This window comes from Streptomyces sp. NPDC127595, from assembly GCF_042671685.1.
In the GTDB taxonomy this organism is placed as follows: domain Bacteria; phylum Actinomycetota; class Actinomycetes; order Streptomycetales; family Streptomycetaceae; genus Streptomyces.
Window position 1 is genome coordinate 252,353 of the sequence record NZ_JBHXWK010000003.1, and the last position, 24,299, is coordinate 276,651.

A 24,299-nucleotide genomic window follows, 5' to 3' on the forward strand; every position below is an offset into this window, starting at 1 on the left:
GGGGCCCGGACTTGGATACTGCGGCGGCGGACCGGTGGACCGGGCCGGAGGAGGCCGTTGGGCGGCGGCGGCCCGTGAGGGCCTGGCTCGCGGGTCTGCTGCTGGCCGGGGTGAGTGTGGTCCTCGGGTTTCGGGCCGGGGACAGTGACGGGATCACGCCCGTACCGCAGTTGCTGGCGTTTCTGCCGTGGCTGCTCGCGCCCACCGGGCTAGGACTCGCGCTCGCGCTGCTCGCCCGCTGGCGGACCGGGATGGTGTGGGGCGTGGCCGTGCTGGGCGGTCTCGCCTGGTACATCGAGCCGTACGGGAAGATCGGCGCACCCACGGGGAGGCCACTGGCGGAACTCCGGGTGATGACCGCCAACGTGCAGTTCGGGTGGGCGACCGACGCGCTGATCAGCACGGTCGAGCGGGAGAAGCCCGCCGTCGTGTTCGTGGCGGAGTGCGAGTACACCTGCTCCCGGGCGTTGCAGGACGCCTTCGGCGGGAGCGGCGGGGCGTTCCCCTACCGGCGGGCCGTCGAGGGCGCCGAATCCGCGGGGTCCGTGATCCTCAGCCGGTTCCCGCTCAGGGCCGCCGCCGGCATCCGCGGGACGACCATGGGCATGCCCGGCGCGGTGGCGGACGTGGACGGCCACGACGTACGGCTGCAGCTCGCGCACCCGATGCCCCCACTGCCCGGCCAGGTCGACGTCTGGCGGCGCGAGCTCGGCGCGCTGCGGGACTACGCGGCGGCGAGCGAGGAGCCCACGATCCTGGCCGGGGACTTCAACGCCTCCCAGGACCACGCCGCGTTCCGCCGCATCCTCGACACCGGCCTGCGCGACGGCGCCCGCCTCGCCGGAGCGGCCCGCACCCCGAGCTGGCCCGCCCGGACCGCCCCCACCCTCGGCGCCCAGATCGACCACGTCCTGGTCTCCGGAGACTTCTCAGCCCGCAAAGCCACCTTCCACCCCCTCACCGACTCCGACCACCACGCCCTCATCGTCGACCTCACCCTCCACCAACACGACTGAGCCGAACCCGAACGCCACACTCACACCGACGCCCACCCCGCCGAAGCGGCCCACTCGCCGTCGGCCACGCCCCCTGCCAACAGGGCTGGGACAGGGCGGGCGGCCATACTGAGGGCATGTTCCGCCAGCTCCCCATCAGCCGTCTCGCGCCTCCCGACTGGCTGGTCAGGAACCTCAAACCGGAGCCGGCCCCCATCCCCTGGGCCGCCGTCGTGCGCGCCGCGATCGCGATGACCCTGCCGCTCGCCATCGGCCTCGCGGCCGGGCAGCCGGCGTACGGGGCCCTCGCCTCCATGGGCGCCCTGTTCGGAGTCATCGGCGACACCGCCGACGCCTACCGCATGCGGATGCTCAACATCGCCGTCCCCCAGCTCTTCGGCGCGATCGGCGTCACCATCGGCTCCCTCGTGTTCGGACAGGGCTGGCTCACCGTCGGCGTGGTCACCGCCGTCGCGCTCCTGTCCGGGATGATCTCGTCGATCGGCGCCGTGGCCTCCGTGTCCGGCCTCCTGCTGCTCCTCAACTGCGCGATCGGCGCGGGACTTCCGCTGCCCGGCCAGTGGTGGCTGGCGCCGCTGCTGATGGGCAGCGGCGGGCTCCTCGTGCTCACCCTGGCGCTGCTCGCCTGGCCGCTGCGGTCGGGGGTGCCCGAACGGGCCGCGGTGGCCGCGAGCTACCGGACGGTGGCGGATCTGCTCGCCGCGAGCGGGACCGCGAAGTACGACGACGTGCGCTTCGCCGTCACCCAGTCCTTCAACCAGTCCTACGACCTCATCCTCGCCCGGCGCGCCTTCCACCACGGCCGCAGCCCCGAACTGGTGCGTCTGCTGGCCCAGCTGAACGCCGTGACCCCCGTCGTGGAGGCGGCTCCGGCGGCCCACCAGTACGGGAAGCCGCTGCCGGCCGAAGTGCCCGCCGCCCTGCGCCACCTCGCCGAGGCTGTGGCGACCGGCTACAGCGGCCCGACAGCGCTCAAGCTCCCCGTGCCCGAGAACGAGACCGCGCGCGCCGTCGACCACGCCCTGCGGCACGCGGCCGCGGTGGTGACCCATCGGACGCCCGACGCACGCAACGTCGACGACCCGCTCGGCAGGCCCGCCGCCCTGCCCGTGCGCGCCGTCCGCGTCGCCCGCAACGTCTTGATGTCCGGCGCCTCCTGGCGCTACGGCCTGCGCCTGGCCCTGTGCATCGGCCTCGCCCAGGTCCTCGTCTCGACCGTCCCGGTGACGCGCTCGTACTGGGTCACCCTCACCATCACCTTCGTGATGAAGCCCGACTTCGGCTCCGTCTTCTCCCGGGCGCTGCTGCGCGCGCTGGGCACGGTCGTCGGGCTCGTCGTCACGGCCGGGGTCCTCACCGTCGTACCGGTCGGCTGGTGGGACGTGCCCGTGATGTTCGTTCTCGCGCCGCTCATCCCGGCGTTCAGCCGGCGCGGCTACGGCTACCAGACCGCCGCCGTCACCCCGGTGATCCTGCTGCTCTCCGACGTCCTCAACCACCAGGGCACCGCCCTGATCGTGCCCCGCCTGGTCGACTCCCTCATCGGGTGCGCGATCGCCCTCGTCGTCGGGTATCTGCTGTGGCCGGAGAGCTGGCACGCCCGGGTCGGCGACCGGCTCGCGGACGCTGTCGCGGACACCGCCGGGTATGTGGAGTACGCGTTCGGCGACGACGCCGACTCCGCCACCCGCGCCCGGATGCGCCGCGGCCTCTACCGCGATCTCTCCGTCATCCGTACGGAGTTCCAGCGCGCCCTCACCGAACCGCCGCCCAGCGGCCGGCGCGCCGCCGGCTGGCTGCCGCTCGTCGTCGCCGTGGAACGGATCGTCGACGCGACGACGGCGGCCGGGGTACGGATCCGGCACGGCGCCGCCCGGCCCTCCTCCGGTGAGGTCGGCCAAGTCACCCTGCAACTGCGGGAGTTGTCCGAGGGCCTGCGCAATACCGACGTGCTCTTCGAGGTCCGCACCGACCTCACAGGCCCGTCGGGCAGCGTCCTGGAACCACTGCGGCAGGAGGTCGCGGCGGCACGGGCGATCACTTCACCGCGCTGACGGTCGGCGGGCGGTTACGAGGATGGGGGCGATCCCATCCTCGTAACCGCGGTGGTGCCGGCGTCAGACGCCGATGTCGCAGCCGTCCTTGCGCCACACCGAGACGACGGCCGGGCGGACGATCTTGCCGGGGCCGTCGGGCCAGACGCTCGCCGGCTTCTCGACGGTCGCGCCGGTGATCTCGCCCGGGTGCTGGACGGAGACGAGCACCCGCCGGTCCTGGACGAGCGGGCCGCAGGTCTCCGCGCCGTGCGGGACGGTCAGGAACTGCTTCAGCTCACCGCGCCGGTCACCCTTGGTCGCGACACCGAACAGGCCGTCGTGCGAGCCGAGTTGGTTGCCGTCGGTGGAGATCCACAGGTTGCCGTGCGGGTCGAAGGCCACGTTGTCCGGGCAGGAGATCGGGCTGACCTGCTCCTTGGGGAAGCCCGCGAAGTAGGTGGCCGGGTCGGTCGGGTCGCCCGCCACTAGGAACAGCGACCAGCCGAAGGCCGTGCTCTCAGGGCGGTTGCGGTACTCGGTGAGTTCGAGGATGTGCCCGTGCTTGTTGGCGTTGCGCGGGTTGGCCTCGTCGGCCTTGGCGTTGCTGCCGACACCGCGGTTGGTGTTGTTCGTCAGCGCGACGTACACCTTGCCGCTGGTGGGCGAGGGCTCGATGTCCTCGGGGCGGTCCATCTTGGTCGCGCCGACCTTGTCACCGGCCAGGCGCGTGAAGACGAACACCTCCTCGGCGGTCATGCCCTCGACGTGCGAGACGGCGCCCTTCGCGGTGGCGGTCGCGAGCGGGATCCACACGCCGCCGCCGTCGAACTCGCCGTCGGCGGGCAGCTTTCCGGTGCCGTCGATCTCGGCCGCCGGGGAGTCGCCGGTGAGCTTGGCGACGTACAGCGTGCCCTCGTCGAGCAGGGTGAGGTTGTGCTCGCGGGCCGAGCGCGAGCTGCCCTTCCGCATCTTCTTGCTGCCGACGAACTTGTAGAAGTAGTCGAAGCGCTCGTCGTCACCGGAGTACAGGACCGGGCGGCCGTCGTCCGTGAGGCGGGCGGTCGCGCCCTCGTGCTTGAAGCGGCCGAGGGCGGTGCGCTTGCGGGGCGTGGAGGTCGGGTCGTACGGGTCCAGCTCGACCACCCAGCCGTGGCGGTGGACCTCGTTCGGCTCCTGGGCGACGTCGAAGCGCTTGTCGAAACGCTCCCACTTGCGCTCGGTGGCGCCGGTGCCGATGCCGTAGCGGGCGTCCGTGGGACGGCTGCTGTTGGCGAAGTACTGGTTGAAGTTCTCCTCGCCGTGCAGCGTCGTGCCCCAAGGGGTCTCGCCGCCCGCGCAGTTGTTGAGCGTGCCGAGGACCTTCGTGCCGGTCGGGTCGGCGGCGGTCTTGAGGAAGTCCGAACCGGCGGCAGGACCCGTCACCTTGAACTCGGTGGTCACGGTGACACGGCGGTTGAGGTGGTGACGGGGGACCGCGGTCAGCTTGCCGCTCCGCTTGTCCTCCTCCACGACCACGACGGACAGGCCGTGCGCCGCCCAGGCGATCTCGGCCTGCTCACGGGTCGGGTTCGCGGCGTCGTACGCCTTGAACATCAGGACCTCGTCCGTGTACTCGTGGTTCGCCACGAGGATCTGGCGGCCTCGCTCACCGGGGAGCGGCAGCAGCGCCAGGAAGTCGTTGTTGTAGCCGAACTGGCCCGCCTGAGCCGCGGCGGTCTGCCGGTCCGGGTCGAAGGCGGGGGCGCCGCGGAGGATGGGCTCGCCCCAGCGGATCACGACGTTCTGGGCGTACCCGTCGGGGATCACCACGGCGTCGGTGAGGTTGGGCGCGACGGGGGTGAAGCGGAGGCCGCGGGCCGCCTTGCCGCTCCTGGAGGTCGTCGCGGCGGTTTCCGTGGTGGCCGCCTTCGCCTGCGGGGCGCCGGTGCCGACGACGGCGGCACCCGTCGCCGTGGCGACGGTCACGACGGCCGCGGCCCGCATCATCGAACGGCGGCTCAGTGCGGTGGCGATGACGTCACCGACGTACTCGTTCTCGGTCGGGTTCGGTATGTCATGGAAACAGGCGTTGCCACAGCGGTAGAGACAGGTCATCGCCGACCTGCCGCCGGGATGCGAGTCGGGCGTTCCGATCAATGGCAGAAGTCTGCGCACTTTGCTCTCCCCATGCTGTCCCTTGGTTTCAGCGTGACGCTAGGTGGTGCGTATGTGCGGAAACAGGCCACCGGGATGAACGGGGGGTGAACCCGTGGGATCCGGAGGGGTGTTGAGGTTACGCGGGTAGCGTCCGCGAGGGGCCGGCCGAGGGGGCTGCCGGGGCGGGTCACGGGTCGCGCCGGGGACGCGGTCTTGACGGATGCCGCCCTCGTACTCCGCCCCTGCCCAAGATCACCAGCTGTGACCGCTAACCTTACGTGTCCGTCCTGGCCAGGGATTGACGGGCACCAACTCACGCGAAGGGTTGCGCACATGGGCATTCTCACCGTCTTGCGGAATGCGTTCGGCCGCTCACGCAAGGGTCGTGACACCGACGGGGAGACCTCGCGGGAGGCTTCGACTCCGACGGTTCCGGCACAGGTTTCCGCACCGGAGGCCGAGCCGAAGATTCCAGCACCATCCTCCGAACTCCGGCCGGAATCGGCCACGGAGCTCCCCACTCCGGCCCCCGAGCCCCGACCGTCCGTCGTGGACGAGCTGGTGTCGGCGGCGTTCGACAATGTGACGGTTCCTGCGGCGAGGACGGCGGAGCGGGCGCCGGAGCCGGAGTCGGAGGCGGAGGCGGAGGCGGAACCGACTCCGGTGCCTGCGGCCGAGGCGGAACCGGCGCCGGTGCCTGCGGCGGAGGTTGCGGCTGAGCCGGAGGCCGAGGTTGCGGCTGAGGCTGAGGTTGCGCCTGAGGCCGACGTCGAGGTCGCGGCTGAGCCGGAGGCCGAGGTTGCGGCTGAGGCCGACGTCGAGGTCGCGGCTGAGCCGGAGGCCGAGGTTGCGCCTGAGGCTGACGTCGAGGTTGCGGCTGAGCCGGAGGCCGAGGTTGCGGCTGAGGCCGACGTCGAGGTTGCGGCTGCGGTGGAGACGCGTGAGCCGGTGATCGAGCCCGAGCCCGAGCCGGTCGTTGAGCCCGAGCCCGCCGTCGCCGAGGTCCCGGAGGTCTCCGAGCCGAAGGCCGAGGAGACCCCGGAGCCCGAGGCCGCGATCGAGCCCGAGGCCGCGATCGAGCCCGAGGCCGCGATCGAGCCCGAGGCCGCGATCGAGCCTGAGGCCGAGCCCGAGATCGAGGAGCAGCCCGCGGCAGCGGCGGCCGAGCCGGCCGTCGTCGTGGCCGAGGAGGACAACGCCGCCGAGGACCCCACTCCGGTCGCCGCGAAGGCGGACGAGCCGGAAGCCGCCGACGGCGACGAGCCCCCACAGGGGCCACCCGCACCCGACGACGAGACGGTCACGGGTGGTGCGGGCGGGAAAACCGACCCGGCCGAAGGCCGGGTGCCCACCCACCGGCCCGAGGCCGGAGAGACCCCGGAGCCCGAGGCTGAGGCCCTCACCCCGGCCGCCGCCCAGGCAGCCGTACCCGCAAGCCTCCTCACCGCCTACACCGAGGCGGCCACCGCCCTCAAGACGCAGAACCTCACCACCACCCGCGCGAAGGTCTACCTCGTGCTGGACCGCTCCGCGAGCATGCGCCCGTACTACAAGGACGGCTCCGCCCAGGCCCTCGGCGAGCAGACCCTCGCCCTCGCCGCCCACCTCGACCCCGAGGCCACGGTCCACGTCGTCTTCTTCTCCACGGAGCTGGACGGCACCGGCGAGCTCACTCTCACCGACCACGAGAACAAGGTCGACGAACTCCACGCCGGCCTCGGCCGCATGGGACGTACGAGCTACCACGCGGCCGTGGAAGAAGTCCTCACGCACTACCAGAAGTCGGACACCACGACCCCCGCGCTCGTCGTCTTCCAGACGGACGGCGCCCCGGACGCCAAGACCCCCGCCACCCAGTCCCTCACGGACGCGGCGAAGAACCACCCCAGCGTCTTCTTCTCCTTCGTCGCCTTCGGAGAGCAGGACAACAAGGCCTTCGACTACCTCCGCAAACTGAACACCGGCAACACGGCCTTCTTCCACGCGGGCCCGACCCCGCGCGAACTGACGGACGCCGAGATCTACGAGGGCGTACTGGCGAACTGGCGCCCGTAACTCCCACAATCACCGAACAACGGCCGCCCGCTTCCCACCCCGTAAAACGGGAAGCGGGCGGCCTACCCATGTCGGCTAAGATTTCAAGGTTCGTAAGACGACGAACGGCAGACGACGGACGACACGATGTGAGTCGACGATCGTCACCCCACGTACCGACCTGGGAGCAGCCCGCGATGGCTCGACACCTCATCACCAGCGCCCTTCCGTATATCAACGGAATCAAGCACCTGGGCAACATGGTGGGGTCCATGCTCCCGGCGGATGTGTACTCCCGGTACCTCCGCCAGCGCGGCCACGACGTCCTGTACATCTGCGCGACGGACGAGCACGGCACCCCGGCCGAGCTGGCCGCGAAGGAGCAGGGCATCCCGGTCGACGAGTTCTGCGCGCAGGCGCACGACGCGCAAAAGGCGGTGTACGACGGCTTCGCGCTGGCCTTCGACTACTTCGGCCGCAGCTCCAGCCCGCAGAACCGCGAGATCACCCAGCACTTCGCCCGCCGCCTGAACGAGAACGGCTTCATCGAGGAGCGCGAGATCCGTCAGGTGTACTCGCCGACGGACGGCCGTTTCCTCCCGGACCGTTATGTCGAGGGCACCTGCCCGCACTGCGGCTACGACAAGGCGCGGGGCGACCAGTGCGAGAACTGCACCCGCGTCCTGGACCCGACCGACCTGATCAACCCGCGCAGCGCGATCTCCGGCTCCACCGATCTGGAGGTCCGGGAGACCAAGCACCTCTTCCTCCTCCAGTCGAAGCTGCAGCACGAGGTCGAGGCGTGGATCGACGAGGTCAGCGACGAATGGCCGCAGCTCGCCTCCTCGATCGCCCGCAAGTGGCTGACCGAGGGCCTGCACGACCGCGCGATCACCCGTGACCTGGACTGGGGCGTCCCGGTCCCGGCCGACACCTGGCCGGAGCTGGCCGCCGAGGGCAAGGTCTTCTACGTCTGGTTCGACGCCCCGATCGAGTACATCGGCGCGACGAAGGAGTGGTCGGATCTCGACCCGGAGAACCGGGACTGGAAGTCCTGGTGGTACGACGCCGACTCCGGCGAGAACCCCGTCCGCTACACGGAGTTCATGGCCAAGGACAACGTGCCCTTCCACTCGGTGATGTTCCCGGCGACCGAACTGGGCGTCCGCGAGCCGTGGAAGAAGGTCGACTTCCTGAAGTCCTTCAACTGGCTGACGTACTACGGCGGAAAGTTCTCCACGTCCCAGAAGCGCGGTGTCTTCACCGACGCCGCCCTGGACATCCTCCCCGCCGACTACTGGCGCTACTTCCTGATCGCCAACGCCCCCGAGTCGGACGACTCGTCCTTCACCTGGGAGCACTTCACGGCGACGGTCAACAAGGACCTCGCGGACACGCTGGGCAACTTCGTCAACCGTGTCCTGTCCTTCTCACGCAAGCGCTTCGGCGACGAGGTCCCGGCGGGCTCGGCGGCCGGCGACGCGGAGGCGCGGCTCGGCGAGGAGATCGCGGGCCTGCTCGCGGAGTACGAGACCCAGATGGAGGCGCTGCAGTTCCGCAAGGCGGCCGCCGCGCTGCGTGCCCTGTGGTCGGCGGGCAACTCCTACCTGGAGGAGAAGGCCCCCTGGCTGGAGATCAAGACCGACCCGGACGGCGCGGCCCTGACCCTGCGTACGGCGATGAACCTGATCCACCTCTACTCGGTGGTCTCGGAGCCCTTCATCCCGGCGTCGGCCGGGGCCATGCGCGCGGCCTTCGCGCTCGCGGACGACACCGCGACCTGGGTCACGGCGGAGGAGGCAAAGGCGCTGACCTCGGTCCCCGCCGGTACGGCATTCACCGTTCCCCCGGTGCTCTTCGCCAAGATCACGGACGAGGACCTGGAGTCGTACAAGGAGCGCTTCGGCGGCGCACCGGAGTAGTCACGACCTGGTGAGGCGGGCCCGGCACCCGGTGGTGCCGGGCCTCTTCACAAAATCCGCCAGGCCTGAAACCGCCCCCGGCGCTGGCATGTTCGCGACCACCCGTATGGTTTCGCCATGGCAGTCCCCGCGGTCATCCCGATCGCCTACCAACCGCACCACCGCACCGAGGCCATCGGCCGGTACGCGGACGGCCAGTTCCTGGCGTCGGTCGCGTACGCCTTCCCCGAAGGGTTCCGTCCCGACGACGGCTGGGAAGAGCACAAGCGCCTCTACACGGTGCTTCACACCTTCGACTCCGAGGGCCGGTACCGCGACTCGGAGATCTGGTGCGCGGGCACCTGGGCCGAGCAGCACCACTCCCCGCACGCCGAGGGCTCGGTCCTCGCCCGCGCCGAGGCCCACCTGGGGAAACTCCTGCGAAGCCTCCCCCGGCGCTCCTACATGGACATCGCGATCCGCCCCTTCCAAGTCACCGTCGACGGCGTCCTGTTCGGCCTGGTGATCAAGGAGGACGAGGACGAGACCTGGGCCGAGCTCTACCCGGACCGCCTCGGCTTCAGCGAGCCCTGGGACGGCTCGTACGACACCTGAGCGCTCCGCGTGCGGCAGCCCGCCCCCCGAACCCACTGGTAGCATCCGCTCACTTGTGCGAGGGAGGGGCCCCTCGCGGGGAGGGACATCCAAGTGGGCAGACACGCCCTGAGACGGGGCGGTCTGACCGCCGCCGTCTCCGCACTCGCGGTCGTCGTCGCGACCGTCACCATCTACTCCGAGGCCGGCGGTTCCGCCGACGCGGCCACCACGGAAGCCGCCGGCACCACGGAGATCACGCTCGTCGACCCGAGCTCCACCACGCCACGCGCCGACCGGCCGCTCAGCGCGGGCGAGACCGGTTTCCTGCACCGGCAGACCGGGGTCGCCGGACTGCTGTGGACGGACAACGCCACCGGTGCCACCCTCACCGTGGAGAACGCGAGCGGCGTCTACACGCCCTCGGCACCCTGCGCGTCTCTCGGCTCGGGGTGCCCGACGGCCTGGTACGGCTCGGACGGCGACCTGGTCGCCCTGCCGACGGCCGCGAGCACCAAGTCCGTCACCCTCTGGGACCCGGCGACGCACAAGACGTCGACCTTCACCTCCTCCTACGAATACCGGGCGCTGGCCGGTGACACGGTCGTCACCGAGAGAACCCTGATCGACACCGTGGACGGCGTACGGCGCTCGCGCACCATCACCGGCCTCGGTGGCGTGTACGGCATCGGGGCCTGGGAAATCGTGGCCGCGGACTCCGCCGGTGTGCTGCGGGCGCCGGACAGCGATTCCCTGTCCTACATCGACATCGGCACGGCCGTCGCCACCCAGGCCTTCACCGACGTCGATGCCAACGCGTTCTACGTACAGAGCGAGGACCGGTTCGGCTGGTACGAACCCGTCACCGGCGACCTCCACCTCAAGTCCCGTACCGACCCGGCCGGGGCGGAACAGGTCGTCGACCTCCCGCCGGTCACGATCATCGGCCAACCGGCCCTCGGCACTCTCGACGGCGAGCCGGTCCTGATCGGCGACTGGCTGCTACTGCCCACGCACACGCGCACCGGCACCGCGATCACCGCCCACTCGCTCGCCGACGGCTCCACGCGGACCCTGCTGGCCAACGCGGACAGGTACGCGATCCACACCACCGGCGACGACGCCCTCGTCACGGGCGGCACCAGCGCCACCGACTGGTGGGTACAGCGCGCGAGCCAGGCCTCGGACGGCTCCCTGGAGCTGACGAAGGTGCGCGAGATCCCGGCGACGGAGAACGCCAAAACGGGCCTCGCACTCAGCCGTGGCAGCCTGCGCGTGGCCGAGAACAACCCCTCCTCCACCACCAGTGACACCACATCGCTCCGGACCCTGACCACGGACGCCGCCACCACGCTGACCGCCTCCGCCGCCACGGCGGGCTCCTCGGTCGCCGCCGAGTGCCCCTACGCCGGCACCAGCTGCTCGGTGGTGTGGGGCAACCGGGGCTACTACCCCGAGGACGTCTATCTCAGGGCGACCGACGTCAGCGGCACCTCGGCCGGGGACACCCTGGTCAAGATCGGTGACGGCAACGGGGTCGTCGAGCTGGAGTTCGCGCATCAGGGCGGCGCGATCGTCGACGTCTCCGACGACTACGCGGTCTACAACTCCGGCGGCACCGCGCCCACGCAGTACATCGGCAACTTCAACGAGGGGCAGCTGCTGAAGCGTACGGTGCGCGCCGCCGCCCTCAACGGCTCCACCCTCTGGAGCGCCACCACCACCGCCGGCAAGATCACCTCGTACAGCCTGACCTCGGAGAAGACCCTCTCCACGGTCACGATCCCGGGCGCCGGCTGCGTCCCGACCGAGCTCCAGGCGGCGGGCCGCTGGGTCTACTGGGCCTGCGGGACGACCTCGGCGGGCGTGTACGACACCAAGGCCGGTACGTCGGTCGCCACCACCCCCGGTGACGTCCTGCTCGGCGACGGATTCGCCGTGCGCCACGACCACACCACGGACGAGCTCGTCCTGACCGACGCGGCCACCGGCGCCACCCGCTTGATCGCCGCCGGGCTCCCGGACTCCGGCCTGGCCGTCGACCGCCGCTTCCGCTGGACGGTGGACGAGTACACGGGCCTGGTCGCGTGGTTCGACACGTACGAGCGGACGCACGTCGCGACGACAGGGGTGACCCCGTCCGCTCCGGCCGTGTTCGAAGGCCTGGGCGACTACTACCTCTCGCCGAAGGCCCCGGACACCGATTCCCGGACCTGGAACGGAAGTTGGCTGCTCTCCCGCCCCGTCACCTCGTGGTCCCTGACCTTCACCTCGGTCCAGAGCGGCGAGACCGGCAAAGCCACCCGCACGGTCACCGGCGGCGCCGTCACAGCCTGGCTGGAGGCCGCCTGGAACGGGAAGACAACGGACGGGACCTACTTCCCCAACGGCGAGTTCAAGTGGACCCTCAGGGCGACCGGCCTGGGCAGCACCACGGCGGCCACGGTGGCCACCGGCATGACCTACGTTGAGGGCGGCGCGGCGGTACGCCACGACTTCGACAGCATCGAGGGCTACCCGGACGGTGACGGCGACCTCCTCACCCTCAGCTCCTCGGGCGCCCTGACCTACCAACTCGGCACCGGGGGCGGCAAGTTCTCCGAAAAGACGACCGGCACGGGCTGGGCCACCACCATCAAGGCCATCCCGTACGGCGATCTGAGCGGCGACCGCTGCAACGACGTCCTGGTGCGGCTGAGCAGCGGGGCCCTGCGCCTCTACAAGCCCGGCTGCGGCAGCGCACTCAAGCCGTCGACGTCGTACACGACGCTCTCCACCAGCGGCTGGAACCAGTACGACATCCTCACCTCGCCCGGAGACGTCAGCGGTGACGGTCGCCCGGACCTGATCACCCGCAACACCTCCACCGGCGCCGTGTACCTCTACAAGGGCACGAGCACCGGCAAGCTGTCCGCCCGCGTGAAGCTCTACGACAACTGGAAGACGTACAAGAAGATCGTCGGCGTCGGTGACCTCAACGGCGACGGCATCGGCGACCTGATCGCGCAGGACAAGGCCAACACCCTCTACCGGTACTACGGCAAGGGCAACGGCACCTTCGCGGCCCGCGTGAAGCTGTTCGCCGACTGGGGCGGCTCCTACAACGTCGTCGTCGGAGTCGGCGACCTCAACCGCGACGGCAAGGCCGACCTGGTCTCGCGTGACACCGCCGGGAACCTCTGGCGCAACTACGGGAACGGCGCGGGGTCGTTCGGGGCCCGTACGAAGATCGGCACCGGCTGGGGCGGCTACAAGTCACTGTCCTGACCGCATGACCAGTCGGCGCCCCGGGGACTTGCGACCCCGGGGCGCCGTGGGTATGCGGGGGTCAGGAGGGTGTCAGGAACCCTTCCTGTTCGCCGGAAGTCCGTTCAGGGAACCGATCGTGCTCAGGTCGCCCTTGGATTTGATGATGGCGCGGTTCACGGCCGTCGGTGCGTCCACCGGGTCCCATTCATCGGTCCAGCTGAAGTTGTTGCCGTTCGTGTCGCCCAGCGTCTCCCAGATGTCGCCCTCCGTGGTCACGACCTTGATCGAGGAGTCGTTGCCCTGGGCCGAGATGGAGATGCCACAGACGTTGTCGGGGTAGTTTCCGTTGTCGCTGAGGTCCGTCCACGCGTAGTCGCCCAGATCCGGCTGGTTGTCCCTGCGCCCGGCGTACGCCACGCCGTCGAGGAGAAGGGCGCTGAACTCCTCGGAGTCCGAGGGCTCGTAGGTGTCAATGTCGGTGCAGGGGCCCGTTGCGCCGGTGGCGCCGGTCGCACCGGTCGCACCCGTGGGACCGGTCGGACCTGTGGCACCCGTGGGACCGTTCGAGGGCCCGGTCGGACCCGTGGCACCGGTGGGACCCGTGGCACCTGTGGCACCTGTGGCAGGCCCAGTCGGGCCTGTGGCACCGGTGGCACCGGTGGCGCCAGTCGCACCGGTGGCCCCAGTCGCACCCGTCGCGCCGGTCGGACCCGTGGGCCCCGTAGGCCCTGTCGGTCCGACCTTGCACTTGTCGTGGGCTGAGTCGGCCACGGGCCCGGCGGTCATCCCCTTCGGCCGTGGCTTCGGCCTCGGCTTCTTGCAGGGGTCCCCGGTCGAGGGGCTCGTCACGGCGGTCTCGGTGGCCGGATCGGCGTTGCGCGCCACGGCACCCGCGGGGCTCGCGATGCTCGAGAGCACGAGTGCGAGCGAGGCGATGGTGCCGCCGGTCAGCCAGGCGTTCCGTAGGGGAAGCGGACCGAATGGGGATCGGTTCCGGTGTTCAGGTCTCATGCACTACTCCCTCACGATGTGGATCGAGTGATGTACCGGAAGCACGTTCGAGATTCCATACCGGAAGCACGTTCGAGCCTCCCTCGGCAACATCGGATCGCAGGAGCAACGCCTTAAGAAGTACGCGGGGGTATCAACATATCGGCGTACCGGGAATCCACAGATGGGTGCGTACGCGACAGCGAATTGGGGGCAGCGCACCGGCCGAGTCTTCACACGGCCCATGGCTCCTGCGCCTAGGGTCACCCGGGCCGAATCGCCGTGAGTGGTGTTGCCGTGCGGCCGTCCGTCTGCCTGTGCCTGATCCCGTCGGGGTCAGGCGATGTCAGGCGTTCACCAGTTCGCATTCGCCGGGTTTGCTTCGGGCGAAGTCGAGGTTGCGGATCACCCGCTCGCGCTGTCCGTCGGGCAGCTTCCCGCCGTCGAGGAGTCGCTCGCAGCAGGCCATGGACTCCTCGTAGTTCCCGGTCCAGTACGCCGCCACCGCGAGCTCGTCGAGTGCGCGCCAGTCGTACCAGTCGAACTCGACGAACAGGATGTCGCTCGGATACGGGATCCGCGCCGCGGCCTTCGCGAAGAGGTGGGCCAGCGGCCAGCGCGGGCCGTTCTCGCGGCAGAAGCGCGCCAGATCACCGAGGGCTTCGGCGCGCGAGGGCCGGCTTTCGTGGGCGCGGAGATAGCGGTCCATCACCTCTGCGGCCGGCCTTTCGAGCTGTGCAGCGAGCCGCGCGGCGTAGAGGTGGGCGCAGAAGACCTCCTCGTCCCACCCGCCCATGGCCGCCCGGCGGTCGTAGGCGGCGAGTGCCTTCTCCGACTCGCCGGCGTCGCGCCAGCTCTGGGCGAGATAGAAGACGTAGCGGGCGTTGTCGGGTTCCTTGAGCAGGCCCGCCTCGAGGATCTCCACATCGCGCAGGTACTTCGTCCGCACGCCTTCCTTCAGGCGTGCCCCGCCTCCCACGGAGAGGATGTTGGCGCCCTTGAACGTCCCGCGGCTGTAGTCCTTCCCGCAGTCGAGGTATTCGTGCAGGACACCGACATAGCGCCAGGGCAGCCGGGTCGAGACCAGGGCGGGGCGCCAGTGGATGATCGGCCCGTCGTGGAGGGCGACGCGGTAGGCGTCGTGGGTCAGCTCCGGCATACGGAACCCCTCCTCCACCTCCATCAGGTCGTCGGCGTCGATGAACAGCAGGTAGTCCGCACGGTCGCGGGCGAGATCGATCGCCTCGCTACGGCTCCCGTCGAAGCCTTTCCAGGGCCGCTCGTGCAGGGCGCCGGGCAGATCCCCGAGCACCTCACGGATGACGTCCTGGGTGCCGTCACTGGAGCCGGTGTCCACGATGACCCAGGTATCGATCAGAGGGCGAACGGATTCGAGACAGCGGCGAATCACCGGCGCTTCGTCTTTGACGATCATGTTCAGGCATACCGTTGGATTCACAATCCTCATCCAATTCCAGCTCCCCGGCATGAATGGCTGAGGCGCGCCGGGCCGAAAGGGGAATGGTGTGTGTCGCCGGCACTGATCCAAATACACCTGGATACGCTCTCGGCGTCGTGCCGGCCAACGCAACCCACCACGATCGGGGAATTGATGCCCATCAGAAAATGGTCAGGAAAACTGCGGGCCAATGCACGGCCCAAGAACCGTGCGGTCCGGGCCGCGACGGTGGCTCTCGCGGTCACAGGGGTCGGCTCGGCGCTGACCTGGATGTCGGTCTCCCTGGCCACGGGGGGTTCCGATTCGAAGCCGCAGGCATCGTGTTCCTACACGCTCACCAAGCGCGCAAAGCCCTCCGACGTCCCGGTCTTCGACGCCGAAAAGGCCGCCAGTCCGATGACAGCCACCTTGGTCACCAACCGAGGAGACGTCACACTGAAGGTCCTGACGGGCGATGCGCCCTGCACGACCAACTCGTTCTCCTTCCTGGCCCGCAAGGGGTACTTCGACGGCAGCGAATGTCACCGCGTCACCACCCAGGGGATCTACGTTCTGGAATGCGGGGACGCCAAAGGCGACGGCAAATCCGACCCCGGGTACTTCTTCGCGGACGAGAATCTGAACGGGGCCGACTATCCGGCGGGCACCGTCGCGATGGCCAAGGTGGTACCGGGGAGGAATGGCAGCCAGTTCTTCATCAGTTACGCCGATCCGGACTTCGGCATGTCGTCCCAGTGGACTCCGTTCGCGAAGGTCGTCGGCGGAATGGACGTATTGCGGAAGATCGGCGAGGCCGGGACGTCGGACGGATCCACCGACGGCAGGCCGCAGAAGCCCGTCGTCATCGAGTCGGTGGTCGTGCGGTAGGCGTGGGGCTCGCATGGGCCCCGGGGGGGCGCATGGATCCCGGGGTCGCATGGGTGCCGGGGTCGCATGGGCCCCGCGGGAGGCTCGCATGGGCCCCGGGGGGCGTCAGCCCGAGCGGGTGAGCAGTACGAAGCCGTCCTGTTCCGCCGCGGTGCGGTACCCCTCCGTGAGGGCACGGTCCAGGGAGATCTTCTCCTCGCCGGGATTCAGCGGCCATCGCCGACTCAGCGGCACCTCGGTGTCCACCATGATCCACTCCGGGTCGGGGCGGCTGTCGGCCCAGCCGTAGAGGCTGACGCTCGTGCGGTCGGTGAGCTGGGGCACGAGTTGGTTGGACGCCTGGACCGTCGCGCCGTCGGGGATGCGGTCCATGATCTTGTGGGCGACGGCGATGCGCGGATCGGTCCGCCAGGTCTCCGGCTTCACCAGCTGCCACAGCGGGTACTGCGGAAGGATCAGGGCCGTGATCGCGGCCGAGCCGACGAGGTAGCGTCGCAGGCTCACCGCGCTCGACTCCCTCCGGACCAGGGCATCGATGAAAGCGGCGAAGACGATCGGCATCAGGACGATCGAATAGTGGTAGCTGGTGCCCCAGTGGGTCCAGAGCCCGGAGGCGAAGCGCCAGACCAGAGTCGGCAGCGCGACCCACAGCAGTGGGGACCGCAGGGCCAGGAACAGCGTGGGCGCCAGCAGGAAGAGCAGCGTCGTGACCTTGGCCTCGGGGGTGATGAGACCGATCGTGACCTTGTGGAGCAGATCCGGCAGCCCGCTTTCACCACCCTCCGAACCTGTCGTCAGCCAGTGCAGATACGCGTAGGACCCCTGCGGGTTGAAGGCCGGCAGGATCACCAGCATCGCCAGAGCGGTGCCGCCCAGACCGGCCGCCGCGGTGGCGATCCCCAGCCTGCGATCCCCCCGCCGGGCGATGAGGAAGCCGATCACGGCCACGGTGAGGCCGAGGTCCTCCTTCACCAGCACCAAGGGCACGGCCCAGAGCGCCGCGGTCCGCAGCCGGCCGCTCCCCAGAGCAGCCAGTGAGCAGGCGAGCAGCGGAACGGCGAAGGCCACTTCATGGAAGTCGAAGCCGGCGGCATTCGCGATGCCCCAGGACAGGCCGTAGCAGGTGCCGATGACCGCCGCGGCGCCGGAACCCAGTGCTCGACGGGCCCAGAGAGTCAGCGGCAGAACGCTCACGGCGATCAGCGCCGCCTGCACCACGAGCAGGACCTGCGGCGAAGGCCAGAACCGGTAGAACGGAGCGACAAGGGCCAGAACGGGGTGGAAATGGTCGCCCAGGACGGGGTAGTCCGGCCCCTTCACTTCAGAAACAGGAAGGTGCCCTTCCGCGTAGGACCGGATGACCTGTTCGAAGATTCCCAGGTCGAAGGCGTTGGAGAGCATCCGCTGGTGGATACGGAGGGACAACGTCATGTACGCGAAGAACAGCGCTCCCGCGAGGGCCCATGCCCACCACGGAATCCCGGCGTGGCTCCTGGGGGAATCCCCTGCTCGCGTCTGCTCGCCGAGCTGCGACTGCTGGGGCGGGAGCGTGGCGCTGTCGGCGGGGGATGCCTGCATGACCGGGCCTTTCCAGAAGCGACTACAGCGTCCGAAGGCCCCTCAAGATGCCAGCGTTTCTCCTGCAACCCGACTCTGAATCATCTCCCGTGTACGCAGATTCCTCCGAATAGCCGAACATCGGCCCGGCCGGTGCTCAGCCGGCACAGGTCACGAGTTCGGCTAACCCCAGTGGAGGCATTGGCACGAGTCACCGCCCGCATGGTCGCCGTCATGACCCCTCCAGCCCCGGTTCGCATTGGGGAGTGGCAGATCTGTCCCAGGCGCGACGTCGATAAGGCCTGGTCACGGCGGCCAGGTCTGGGACAGATCTGCCGATCACCGCCTACCGTCCAGACTGGCCCCAGCTATGGCGGGGGTCCTCCGGGGGGTGTGCGTGAGGTCGTTGTTGGTCACGGTCGGTTTCTGGTGGCCCGGACCGCCCGGATCTCCGGGATCTCCGGGACCGCCGGGACTGCCGGGACCGCCGGGACCGCCGGGACTGCCGGGACCGCCGGGACCGCCGGGACCGCCGGGACCGCTCGTCGTCGGCGGGCCGGTCGGGACGCCGGTGGGCGGGGCACCGGTAGCCGGGGCGCTGCCGCCACCGCCGTTGCCCATGTCCTCGTAGCCCGAGTAAATGTCCTCGGTGGTCTCCGTGGTCAGGACGTAGCAGGCCTCCGGTGTGCCGGACGGGCTTGCGGATTCCGTCGCCAGGGGCCCGTCGCCCGCGAAGGCGGTCGCGCCCAGGCCGGCCGCCAGACCCGCTGCCGCGACCGTCGAACCGCCGGCGACGATGACCCGACGGCGCGTCAATTCCCGTTCTGCTGCTGCGTGTTGGGGGTTCTCAGTCATGACCGCGGAGGTTATGACTGAGAACGTGTCAAAACGCTGTGATTGGCGGGAGTCCCGGAGGACCACATGAGAATGGCTCGGAACCGGTGTCGATTCCGAGCCATTCGAACCCGTGGGGGCCTGGGCGAAGGTCTACTTCGACCACGGACGAAGATCCACTTCGACCACAGACGAAGATCTACTTCGACTGCGGACGAGGTCTACTTCGACTGCGGACGAAGATCTACTTCGGCTGCGGCTTCCGTACGGAGATGTGCAGCTCGCGGAGGCGGGACTCCTCCAGCTCCGTCGGCGCGCCCATCATCAGGTCCTGCGCGTTGCCGTTGAGCGGGAACGCGATGGTCTCGCGGATGTTCGGCTCGTCGGCGAGGAGCATGACGATGCGGTCGACGCCGGGCGCGATGCCGCCGTGCGGCGGGGCGCCGAAGCGGAACGCGCGGAGCATGCCGGCGAACTGCTCCTCGACGGTCTCACGGTCGTAGCCCGCGATCTCGAAAGCCTTGAGCATGATGTCGGGCTCGTGGTTCCGGATCGCGCCGGAGGACAGCTCGACGCCGTTGCAGACGATGTCGTACTGCCAGCCCAGGATGTCCAGCGGGTCCTGGGTCTCCAGGGCCTCCAGGCCGCCCTGCGGCATCGAGAACGGGTTGTGCGAGAAGTCGAGCTTGCCGGTCTCCTCGTCCTTCTCGTACATCGGGAAGTCGACGATCCAGCAGAAGCGGAAGACGCCCTCCTCGAAGTGACCGGCGCGCTTCGCGGCTTCCACCCGCACCGCGCCCATGATCTTCGAGACCTCGTCGAACTCACCCGCGCCGAAGAACACCGCGTGGCCGGCGGCGAGCGACAGGCGCTTCGTCAGCTCCGCGACGTTCTCCTCGGTCAGGAACTTGGCGATCGGGCCGGTCAGCGAGCCGTCCTCGGTCACCCGCACCCACGCCAGGCCCTTCGCCCCCTGCTCGACCGCGTAGTCACCGAGGCCGTCGAAGAACTTCCGCGACTGCCCGGCGACGTCCGGCACCGGCAGGGCGCGCACGTGCTTGCCCGCGAACGCCTTGAACTCCGAGCCCTCGAAGACGTCGGTGATGTCGACGAGCTCCAGCTTGGCCCGCAGGTCCGGCTTGTCGGAGCCGTACTTCAGCATCGACTCGCGGAACGGGATGCGCGGGAAGGGGGAGGTGACATGGCGGCCGCCGCCGAACTCCTCGAAGAGCTCCGTCATGAGCTTCTCGATCGGCTGGAAGACGTCCTCCTGTTCGACGAAGGACATCTCCACGTCGAGCTGGTAGAACTCGCCCGGCGAACGGTCCGCGCGCGCGTCCTCGTCGCGGAAACAGGGCGCGATCTGGAAGTAGCGGTCGAAGCCGGAGATCATCAGCAGCTGCTTGAACTGCTGCGGTGCCTGCGGCAGGGCGTAGAACCTGCCCGGGTTCAGGCGGGAGGGGACCACGAAGTCGCGGGCGCCCTCGGGGGAGGTCGCGGACAGGATCGGGGTCGCCATCTCGTTGAAGCCCAGCGCCGTCATCTTGTGCCGGATCGCCGAGATCACGGCCGTACGCAGCAGGATGTTGCGGTGCATGCGCTCGCGGCGCAGGTCCAGGAAGCGGTACTCCAGGCGCCGCTCCTCGTTGACCCCGTCCTCTGCGTTGATCGTGAAGGGGAGCGGGGCGGCCGCGCCGAGCAGCTCGACCTCGCTCACCTCGACCTCGATCTCGCCGGTCGGCAGCTCCGGGTTCACGTTCTCCGCGCCGCGGGAGACGACCCTGCCGTCGACGCGGACCGTCGACTCCTTGGAGATCTTGTCGAGGGCCTCGTAGGCGGGCGTGCCAGGGCGGGCGACGAGCTGCGTGATGCCGTAGTGATCGCGCAGATCGATGAAGAGGATGCCGCCCAGGTCGCGCCGATTGTGCAGCCAGCCACTCAGCCGGACGTCGCTGTCGACGTCAGAGGCGCGGAGCTCGCCGCAGGTGTGGGACCTGTACCGATGCATCGTCGTTTCATCCAGTCTTCGCGAATCGGGGTCTGTCTTCACGTGAACGGATCGGAACGGATCAAGCCCATCAAGCCCGTCAAGCCCATCAAGCCCTGTTCATCGGAACGAATCAGGAACACATCAGGAGCGAATCAGGAGCGAATCAGGAGCGAACCAGGCCCTGTTTCACGTGAAACTTCCCCAAGGGTACCGGCCGGGCCAAGATCACTCCTCCCCATAACCCCACCCCAGCTCACCGGGGCCCCGGCACGGTCTAGGTGGCAGTTACGGATCACCTCTCCCTACAGTGGGTCAATGCGAACTGGTGAGCCCCTGCCCGCCGTGGGGGACGTCCTGGCCGCCCTCGCGACCGGTCTGTGGCACTGGGACACGGCCACCGGGCAGGTCACGTTCGACGCCGAGGCCGCCCGGCTCATGGGGCTGCCCGCGGAGCCGATGACGCTCACGGAAGCGGGGGTGCGCTCTCGTTTCCACCCGGTCGACTGGAACGAAGTCGACGGAGTCGTCCGGCTCGCCATGGTCGAGGACACCCTCGCCGAGGTCCGGCTGCGGGTCATGGACCCGCAGGGCCGGGTGATCCGTACCGTACGCAGCCGCACCAGGCCGGTCGTCGACCCCAAGACCGGGGAGTTCGATCTGATCGGCATCGTCCAGGAGGTCACCGACCCCTCGCAGGCCACCACCGCGCGCCCGTCGGTCACGGGTGACTGGCGGCGCTCGCGCGAGGCGTTCCTGCTGGACGCCGGGCGCGCGCTGGCGGAGGCCCGGTCCACGGCGGAGGTACTGCGGGTCGCGGCGGGCCTGTCGATGCCCGGGTTCTCCCCGGACGGACTCGCCGTCTTCGGCGCGGAAGGCGACCGTCTCACCGTCATCGGGCACCACGGACAGCAGCCGGGCGACGAGGGCCCCTTCGCCCACATGTCCCTGACCACGGACTATCCGGCCGCGGAGGTCGTCAGGACCGGCCGCGCCGTCTACCTCTCCTCCCCGGAGAACTACAAGGAGCGCTATCCCGTCTCCTGGCCGCTGGCCCAGCGCTTCGGCCGGCAGTCCTGGGCGTTCCTGCCGCTGACCGTCGCGGGTCGCACGATGGGCGCGTGGATGGCGGCCTTCACCTACCCCGTCACCTTCACTCCCGACGAACGCGCGGTCCTGACGACCGTGGCCCGCATGCTCGCCCAGGCCCTCTCCCGCGCCGGCGCCGCCGAGACCGAACGGGAGCTGACCGACGGCCTCCAGCGCTCGATGATGCCCACGCTGGGCCCCCAGATGCCGGGCATGACCGTCGCCGCACGCTACGTCCCCACCGGCGGCGGGCTCCAGGTCGGCGGCGACTGGTACGACATGATCCCGCTCCCGACCGGCCGGTTCGCCCTCGTCATCGGCGACGTGCAGGGCCATGACGTCCGCGCGGCCGGCCTGATGGGCCAGCTCCGGATCGCGCTGCGTGCCTACGCCTCCGAGGGCCACCGCCCGGACGCGGTGCTCTCGCGCGCCTCACGCTTCCTGTACGGGGTCACGGACTCGGTGACGTACGGGTCCAGCGGCGACAGCGACAGCGAGGGCGACGCCGGTGACATGCGCTTCGCGACCTGCCTGTACGTCGAGGTCGACCCGGAGACCGGGACGCTGGACATCGCCCGTGCCGGGCACCCCGACCCGGCGATACGCATGGCGGACGGGACGGTGCTGACGCGCCCCACGGCGGGCGGGCTGCCGCTCGGCATCGACCCGGACGCCGACTATCCGACGACCCGGCTCGTCCTGGAGCCCGGCGAGACCATGCTGATCTGCACCGACGGGCTGATCGAGACCGGCGGCCACGACCTTGACACCGGCTGGCGGCGCATCCGCCGGATCCTCGAAGCCCACGACGGCGACATGGAGTCCCTCGCCGACGCCCTGGTCCAGGCCGTCCACGGGCCCTCCTCGCACCACACCCCCGGTCCGCTGGTGGACAGACGCGAGGACGACATAGCGGTCCTGCTGCTGTGCCGGATGGGACCAGGCTGCGGCTGTGGTGACACGGTCACGGCCGTACGGCCCTTCACGCGCCGTACCGTGCTGACGGTGGCGCAGGCCGAGCCCGAGGGCGTCGCGGTCGCCCGCCAGCAGTTGCGGGAACTCCTCCACGACTGGACGTCCGAGGACCAGCTCGACTCCGCCGTCCTCCTCGTCTCCGAGATGATGACGAACGTCCTCGTGCACACCGACTCCGACGCCCTCCTCCTCGCCGAGGTGATGGGCGAGGGCGGCAAACGCCGGATGCGGGTGGAGGTCACCGACGCCAGCGACGACCTGCCGCACAAGCGCCACCCCGGCGAACTGGCGTCCTCCGGGCGCGGGCTGGTCCTCGTGGAACTCCTCGCGGACCTGTGGGGCGTGGACCCGCGGGGAGAGGGGAAGAGCATCTGGTTCGAGTTCTACGAGCCCGCGCCCGAGTCCTCCGACGGCCCCGAGGCCTCCGACGGACCCAACGGCCCCGACGGACCCAACGGCCCCGACGGCTCCGAGGAGTAGCGCGTCCGCAGCTCCGACAGCACTCCGAACGCGTCCGCCGTCAGCGGTACGGCGAGCAGCATGCCCAGGATGCCCGCGACGGACGCCCCCGCGGTGATCGCCAGCATCACCACCGCCGGATGCATCTGCACGGTCCGGCTCTGGATCATCGGCTGCAGCACATGCCCTTCCAGGACCTGCACGGCGAGCACCACCCCGAGCGCCCACAGCGCGATGACGACCCCCCGGTCCGCGAGCGCGACCAGCACGGCCACCGCGCCGGAGAGGAACGCACCGAGATAGGGGATGTACGCGCCCACGAAGACCAGCGCGCCCAGTCCCACCGCGCCCGGAACGTCGAGGACCAGCAGCCCGACCGTGATGCACACGGCGTCGATGAACGCGATGATCGTCGTCCCGCGCATAAAGCCCTCGACGGCCTCGAAGGCACGGCGGGCCATGGCTTCGAAGGTATCGGCGGTGCCGTGCGGCGCGAGTGAACGCAGGGCTCCGACAGCCCGGTGGGAGTCCCGGAGGAAGAAGAAGACGAGCAGCAGGGCGAGCACCGCCATGGCGATCACCTCGCCGACGACGCTGATCCCGCTGATGACCCCGGAGGCCGCCGTACCGCCGAACTTGGACAGCAGGTCCTTGGCGTTGGTCGCGAGGTCGTCGAGCGACGTGCCCGCCGCGCCGAAGTGTGCGGAGACCGACTTGGCGGCCTCCTTGAGCGAGGACACGATCTCGTCGCCGGAGTCGATGAGCGCGGCGACGACGATGTAGACGGCCCCGCCGACCACCGCCACCACCGCGACACAGGTGAGCGCGGCGGCCACCGACCGGTTCACCCGGGCCTTCACCAGCCGCTGGTACAGCGGCCCGAGCAGCGCCGTCCCCAGCAGCGCGAGGAGCACCGGCACGACCGCCGTCCGCACCTGGGAGCACAACTCGACCCCGACCCAGCCGACTCCGGCGGCCAGCAGGATCACCGCACACCAGGCCGCCACCCGCCGGGCACCTTCGGGAAGTAGTTGCACGCGCCCACCCGACCACGGCAGAGGCGAGCCGTCCTGCCGGAACGGTCCAGCCGGGTGACGCGGCGGTTTCGTACCCCCA

Annotated in this window: 15 protein-coding genes; 8 read left to right on the forward strand and 7 right to left on the reverse strand. The window is 69.9% G+C overall.

The window, feature by feature from the left end:
* Positions 1–11 precede the first annotated feature (11 nt).
* Both ACFVKT_RS12190 and ACFVKT_RS12195 read left to right on the forward strand, forming a co-directional pair.
* A complete protein-coding gene (locus ACFVKT_RS12190; RefSeq protein ID WP_385730379.1) occupies positions 12–1,016 on the forward strand; it encodes an endonuclease/exonuclease/phosphatase family protein in 1,005 nt (334 codons plus the stop codon).
* 116 nt (positions 1,017–1,132) lie between these two features.
* Positions 1,133–3,070, forward strand: coding sequence for an FUSC family protein (locus ACFVKT_RS12195; protein WP_385730382.1), 1,938 nt, complete (start codon positions 1,133–1,135; stop codon positions 3,068–3,070).
* Between the two features lie 63 nt (positions 3,071–3,133).
* Here ACFVKT_RS12195 and ACFVKT_RS12200 read toward each other — a convergent pair whose 3' ends face one another.
* Positions 3,134–5,206 carry a PhoX family protein gene (locus ACFVKT_RS12200; RefSeq protein WP_385730384.1) on the reverse strand — a complete coding sequence of 691 codons (2,073 nt, stop codon included), beginning with the start codon at positions 5,204–5,206 and terminating at the stop codon, positions 3,134–3,136.
* A 315-nt stretch (positions 5,207–5,521) separates the two neighbouring features.
* On the opposite strand from ACFVKT_RS12200, the gene ACFVKT_RS12205 reads away from it, so the two are divergent.
* The 4 genes from ACFVKT_RS12205 (at position 5,522) to ACFVKT_RS12220 (ending at position 12,984) form a co-directional block, all read left to right on the forward strand.
* The gene (locus ACFVKT_RS12205; RefSeq protein WP_385730386.1) at positions 5,522–7,243 is read left to right on the forward strand and encodes a VWA domain-containing protein; all 1,722 of its coding nucleotides are present in this window, start codon (positions 5,522–5,524) and stop codon (positions 7,241–7,243) included.
* Between the two features lie 176 nt (positions 7,244–7,419).
* On the forward strand, positions 7,420–9,144 hold the full coding sequence (metG, locus tag ACFVKT_RS12210) for a methionine--tRNA ligase (protein ID WP_385730388.1): 1,725 nt from the start codon (positions 7,420–7,422) through the stop codon (positions 9,142–9,144).
* A gap of 117 nt (positions 9,145–9,261) precedes the next feature.
* A complete protein-coding gene (locus ACFVKT_RS12215; RefSeq protein WP_385730391.1) occupies positions 9,262–9,738 on the forward strand; it encodes a hypothetical protein in 477 nt (158 codons plus the stop codon).
* Between the two features lie 93 nt (positions 9,739–9,831).
* On the forward strand, positions 9,832–12,984 hold the full coding sequence (locus ACFVKT_RS12220; protein ID WP_385730393.1) for an FG-GAP repeat domain-containing protein: 3,153 nt from the start codon (positions 9,832–9,834) through the stop codon (positions 12,982–12,984).
* Between the two features lie 72 nt (positions 12,985–13,056).
* Here the strand turns inward: ACFVKT_RS12220 and ACFVKT_RS12225 are convergent, their stop codons facing one another.
* Both ACFVKT_RS12225 and ACFVKT_RS12230 read right to left on the reverse strand, forming a co-directional pair.
* A complete protein-coding gene (locus ACFVKT_RS12225; protein WP_385730396.1) occupies positions 13,057–13,383 on the reverse strand; it encodes a hypothetical protein in 327 nt (108 codons plus the stop codon).
* Between the two features lie 919 nt (positions 13,384–14,302).
* Entirely contained in the window at positions 14,303–15,445 is a 1,143-nt protein-coding gene (locus tag ACFVKT_RS12230) for a glycosyltransferase (protein ID WP_385730397.1), read from the reverse strand.
* A 39-nt stretch (positions 15,446–15,484) separates the two neighbouring features.
* On the opposite strand from ACFVKT_RS12230, the gene ACFVKT_RS12235 reads away from it, so the two are divergent.
* Positions 15,485–16,282: a peptidylprolyl isomerase gene (locus ACFVKT_RS12235; protein WP_385730399.1), complete on the forward strand. Its 798-nt coding sequence runs from the start codon at positions 15,485–15,487 to the stop codon at positions 16,280–16,282.
* A 105-nt stretch (positions 16,283–16,387) separates the two neighbouring features.
* Here ACFVKT_RS12235 and ACFVKT_RS12240 read toward each other — a convergent pair whose 3' ends face one another.
* The 3 genes from ACFVKT_RS12240 to aspS form a co-directional block, all read right to left on the reverse strand.
* Positions 16,388–17,860, reverse strand: a complete 1,473-nt coding sequence (locus ACFVKT_RS12240) for a DUF2079 domain-containing protein (RefSeq protein ID WP_385730401.1) — start codon at positions 17,858–17,860, stop codon at positions 16,388–16,390.
* A 318-nt stretch (positions 17,861–18,178) separates the two neighbouring features.
* On the reverse strand, positions 18,179–18,694 hold the full coding sequence (locus ACFVKT_RS12245; protein ID WP_385730403.1) for a hypothetical protein: 516 nt from the start codon (positions 18,692–18,694) through the stop codon (positions 18,179–18,181).
* Positions 18,695–18,917: 223 nt separating this feature from the next.
* Positions 18,918–20,681 carry an aspartate--tRNA ligase gene (aspS, locus tag ACFVKT_RS12250; RefSeq protein WP_385730405.1) on the reverse strand — a complete coding sequence of 588 codons (1,764 nt, stop codon included), beginning with the start codon at positions 20,679–20,681 and terminating at the stop codon, positions 18,918–18,920.
* A 297-nt stretch (positions 20,682–20,978) separates the two neighbouring features.
* Between aspS and ACFVKT_RS12255 the strand changes: the two genes are divergently transcribed.
* On the forward strand, positions 20,979–23,204 hold the full coding sequence (locus ACFVKT_RS12255) for a SpoIIE family protein phosphatase (protein WP_385730407.1): 2,226 nt from the start codon (positions 20,979–20,981) through the stop codon (positions 23,202–23,204).
* Here ACFVKT_RS12255 and ACFVKT_RS12260 read toward each other — a convergent pair.
* Entirely contained in the window at positions 23,108–24,220 is a 1,113-nt protein-coding gene (locus ACFVKT_RS12260; RefSeq protein WP_385730409.1) for an AI-2E family transporter, read from the reverse strand. The genes ACFVKT_RS12255 and ACFVKT_RS12260 overlap by 97 nt on opposite strands.
* Between the last annotated feature and the right edge of the window lie 79 nt (positions 24,221–24,299).

Coding starts and splice junctions, on each gene's coding strand:
- ACFVKT_RS12195 (WP_385730382.1), top strand. CDS start 1,133: ATGTTCCGCCAGCTCCCCATCAGCCGTCTCGCGCCTCCCGACTGGCTG.
- ACFVKT_RS12255 (WP_385730407.1), top strand. CDS start 20,979: ATGCGAACTGGTGAGCCCCTGCCCGCCGTGGGGGACGTCCTGGCCGCC.
- ACFVKT_RS12215 (WP_385730391.1), top strand. CDS start 9,262: ATGGCAGTCCCCGCGGTCATCCCGATCGCCTACCAACCGCACCACCGC.
- metG (WP_385730388.1), top strand. CDS start 7,420: ATGGCTCGACACCTCATCACCAGCGCCCTTCCGTATATCAACGGAATC.
- ACFVKT_RS12245 (WP_385730403.1), bottom strand. CDS start 18,694: ATGACTGAGAACCCCCAACACGCAGCAGCAGAACGGGAATTGACGCGC.
- aspS (WP_385730405.1), bottom strand. CDS start 20,681: ATGCATCGGTACAGGTCCCACACCTGCGGCGAGCTCCGCGCCTCTGAC.
- ACFVKT_RS12240 (WP_385730401.1), bottom strand. CDS start 17,860: ATGCAGGCATCCCCCGCCGACAGCGCCACGCTCCCGCCCCAGCAGTCG.
- ACFVKT_RS12205 (WP_385730386.1), top strand. CDS start 5,522: ATGGGCATTCTCACCGTCTTGCGGAATGCGTTCGGCCGCTCACGCAAG.
- ACFVKT_RS12230 (WP_385730397.1), bottom strand. CDS start 15,445: ATGCCGGGGAGCTGGAATTGGATGAGGATTGTGAATCCAACGGTATGC.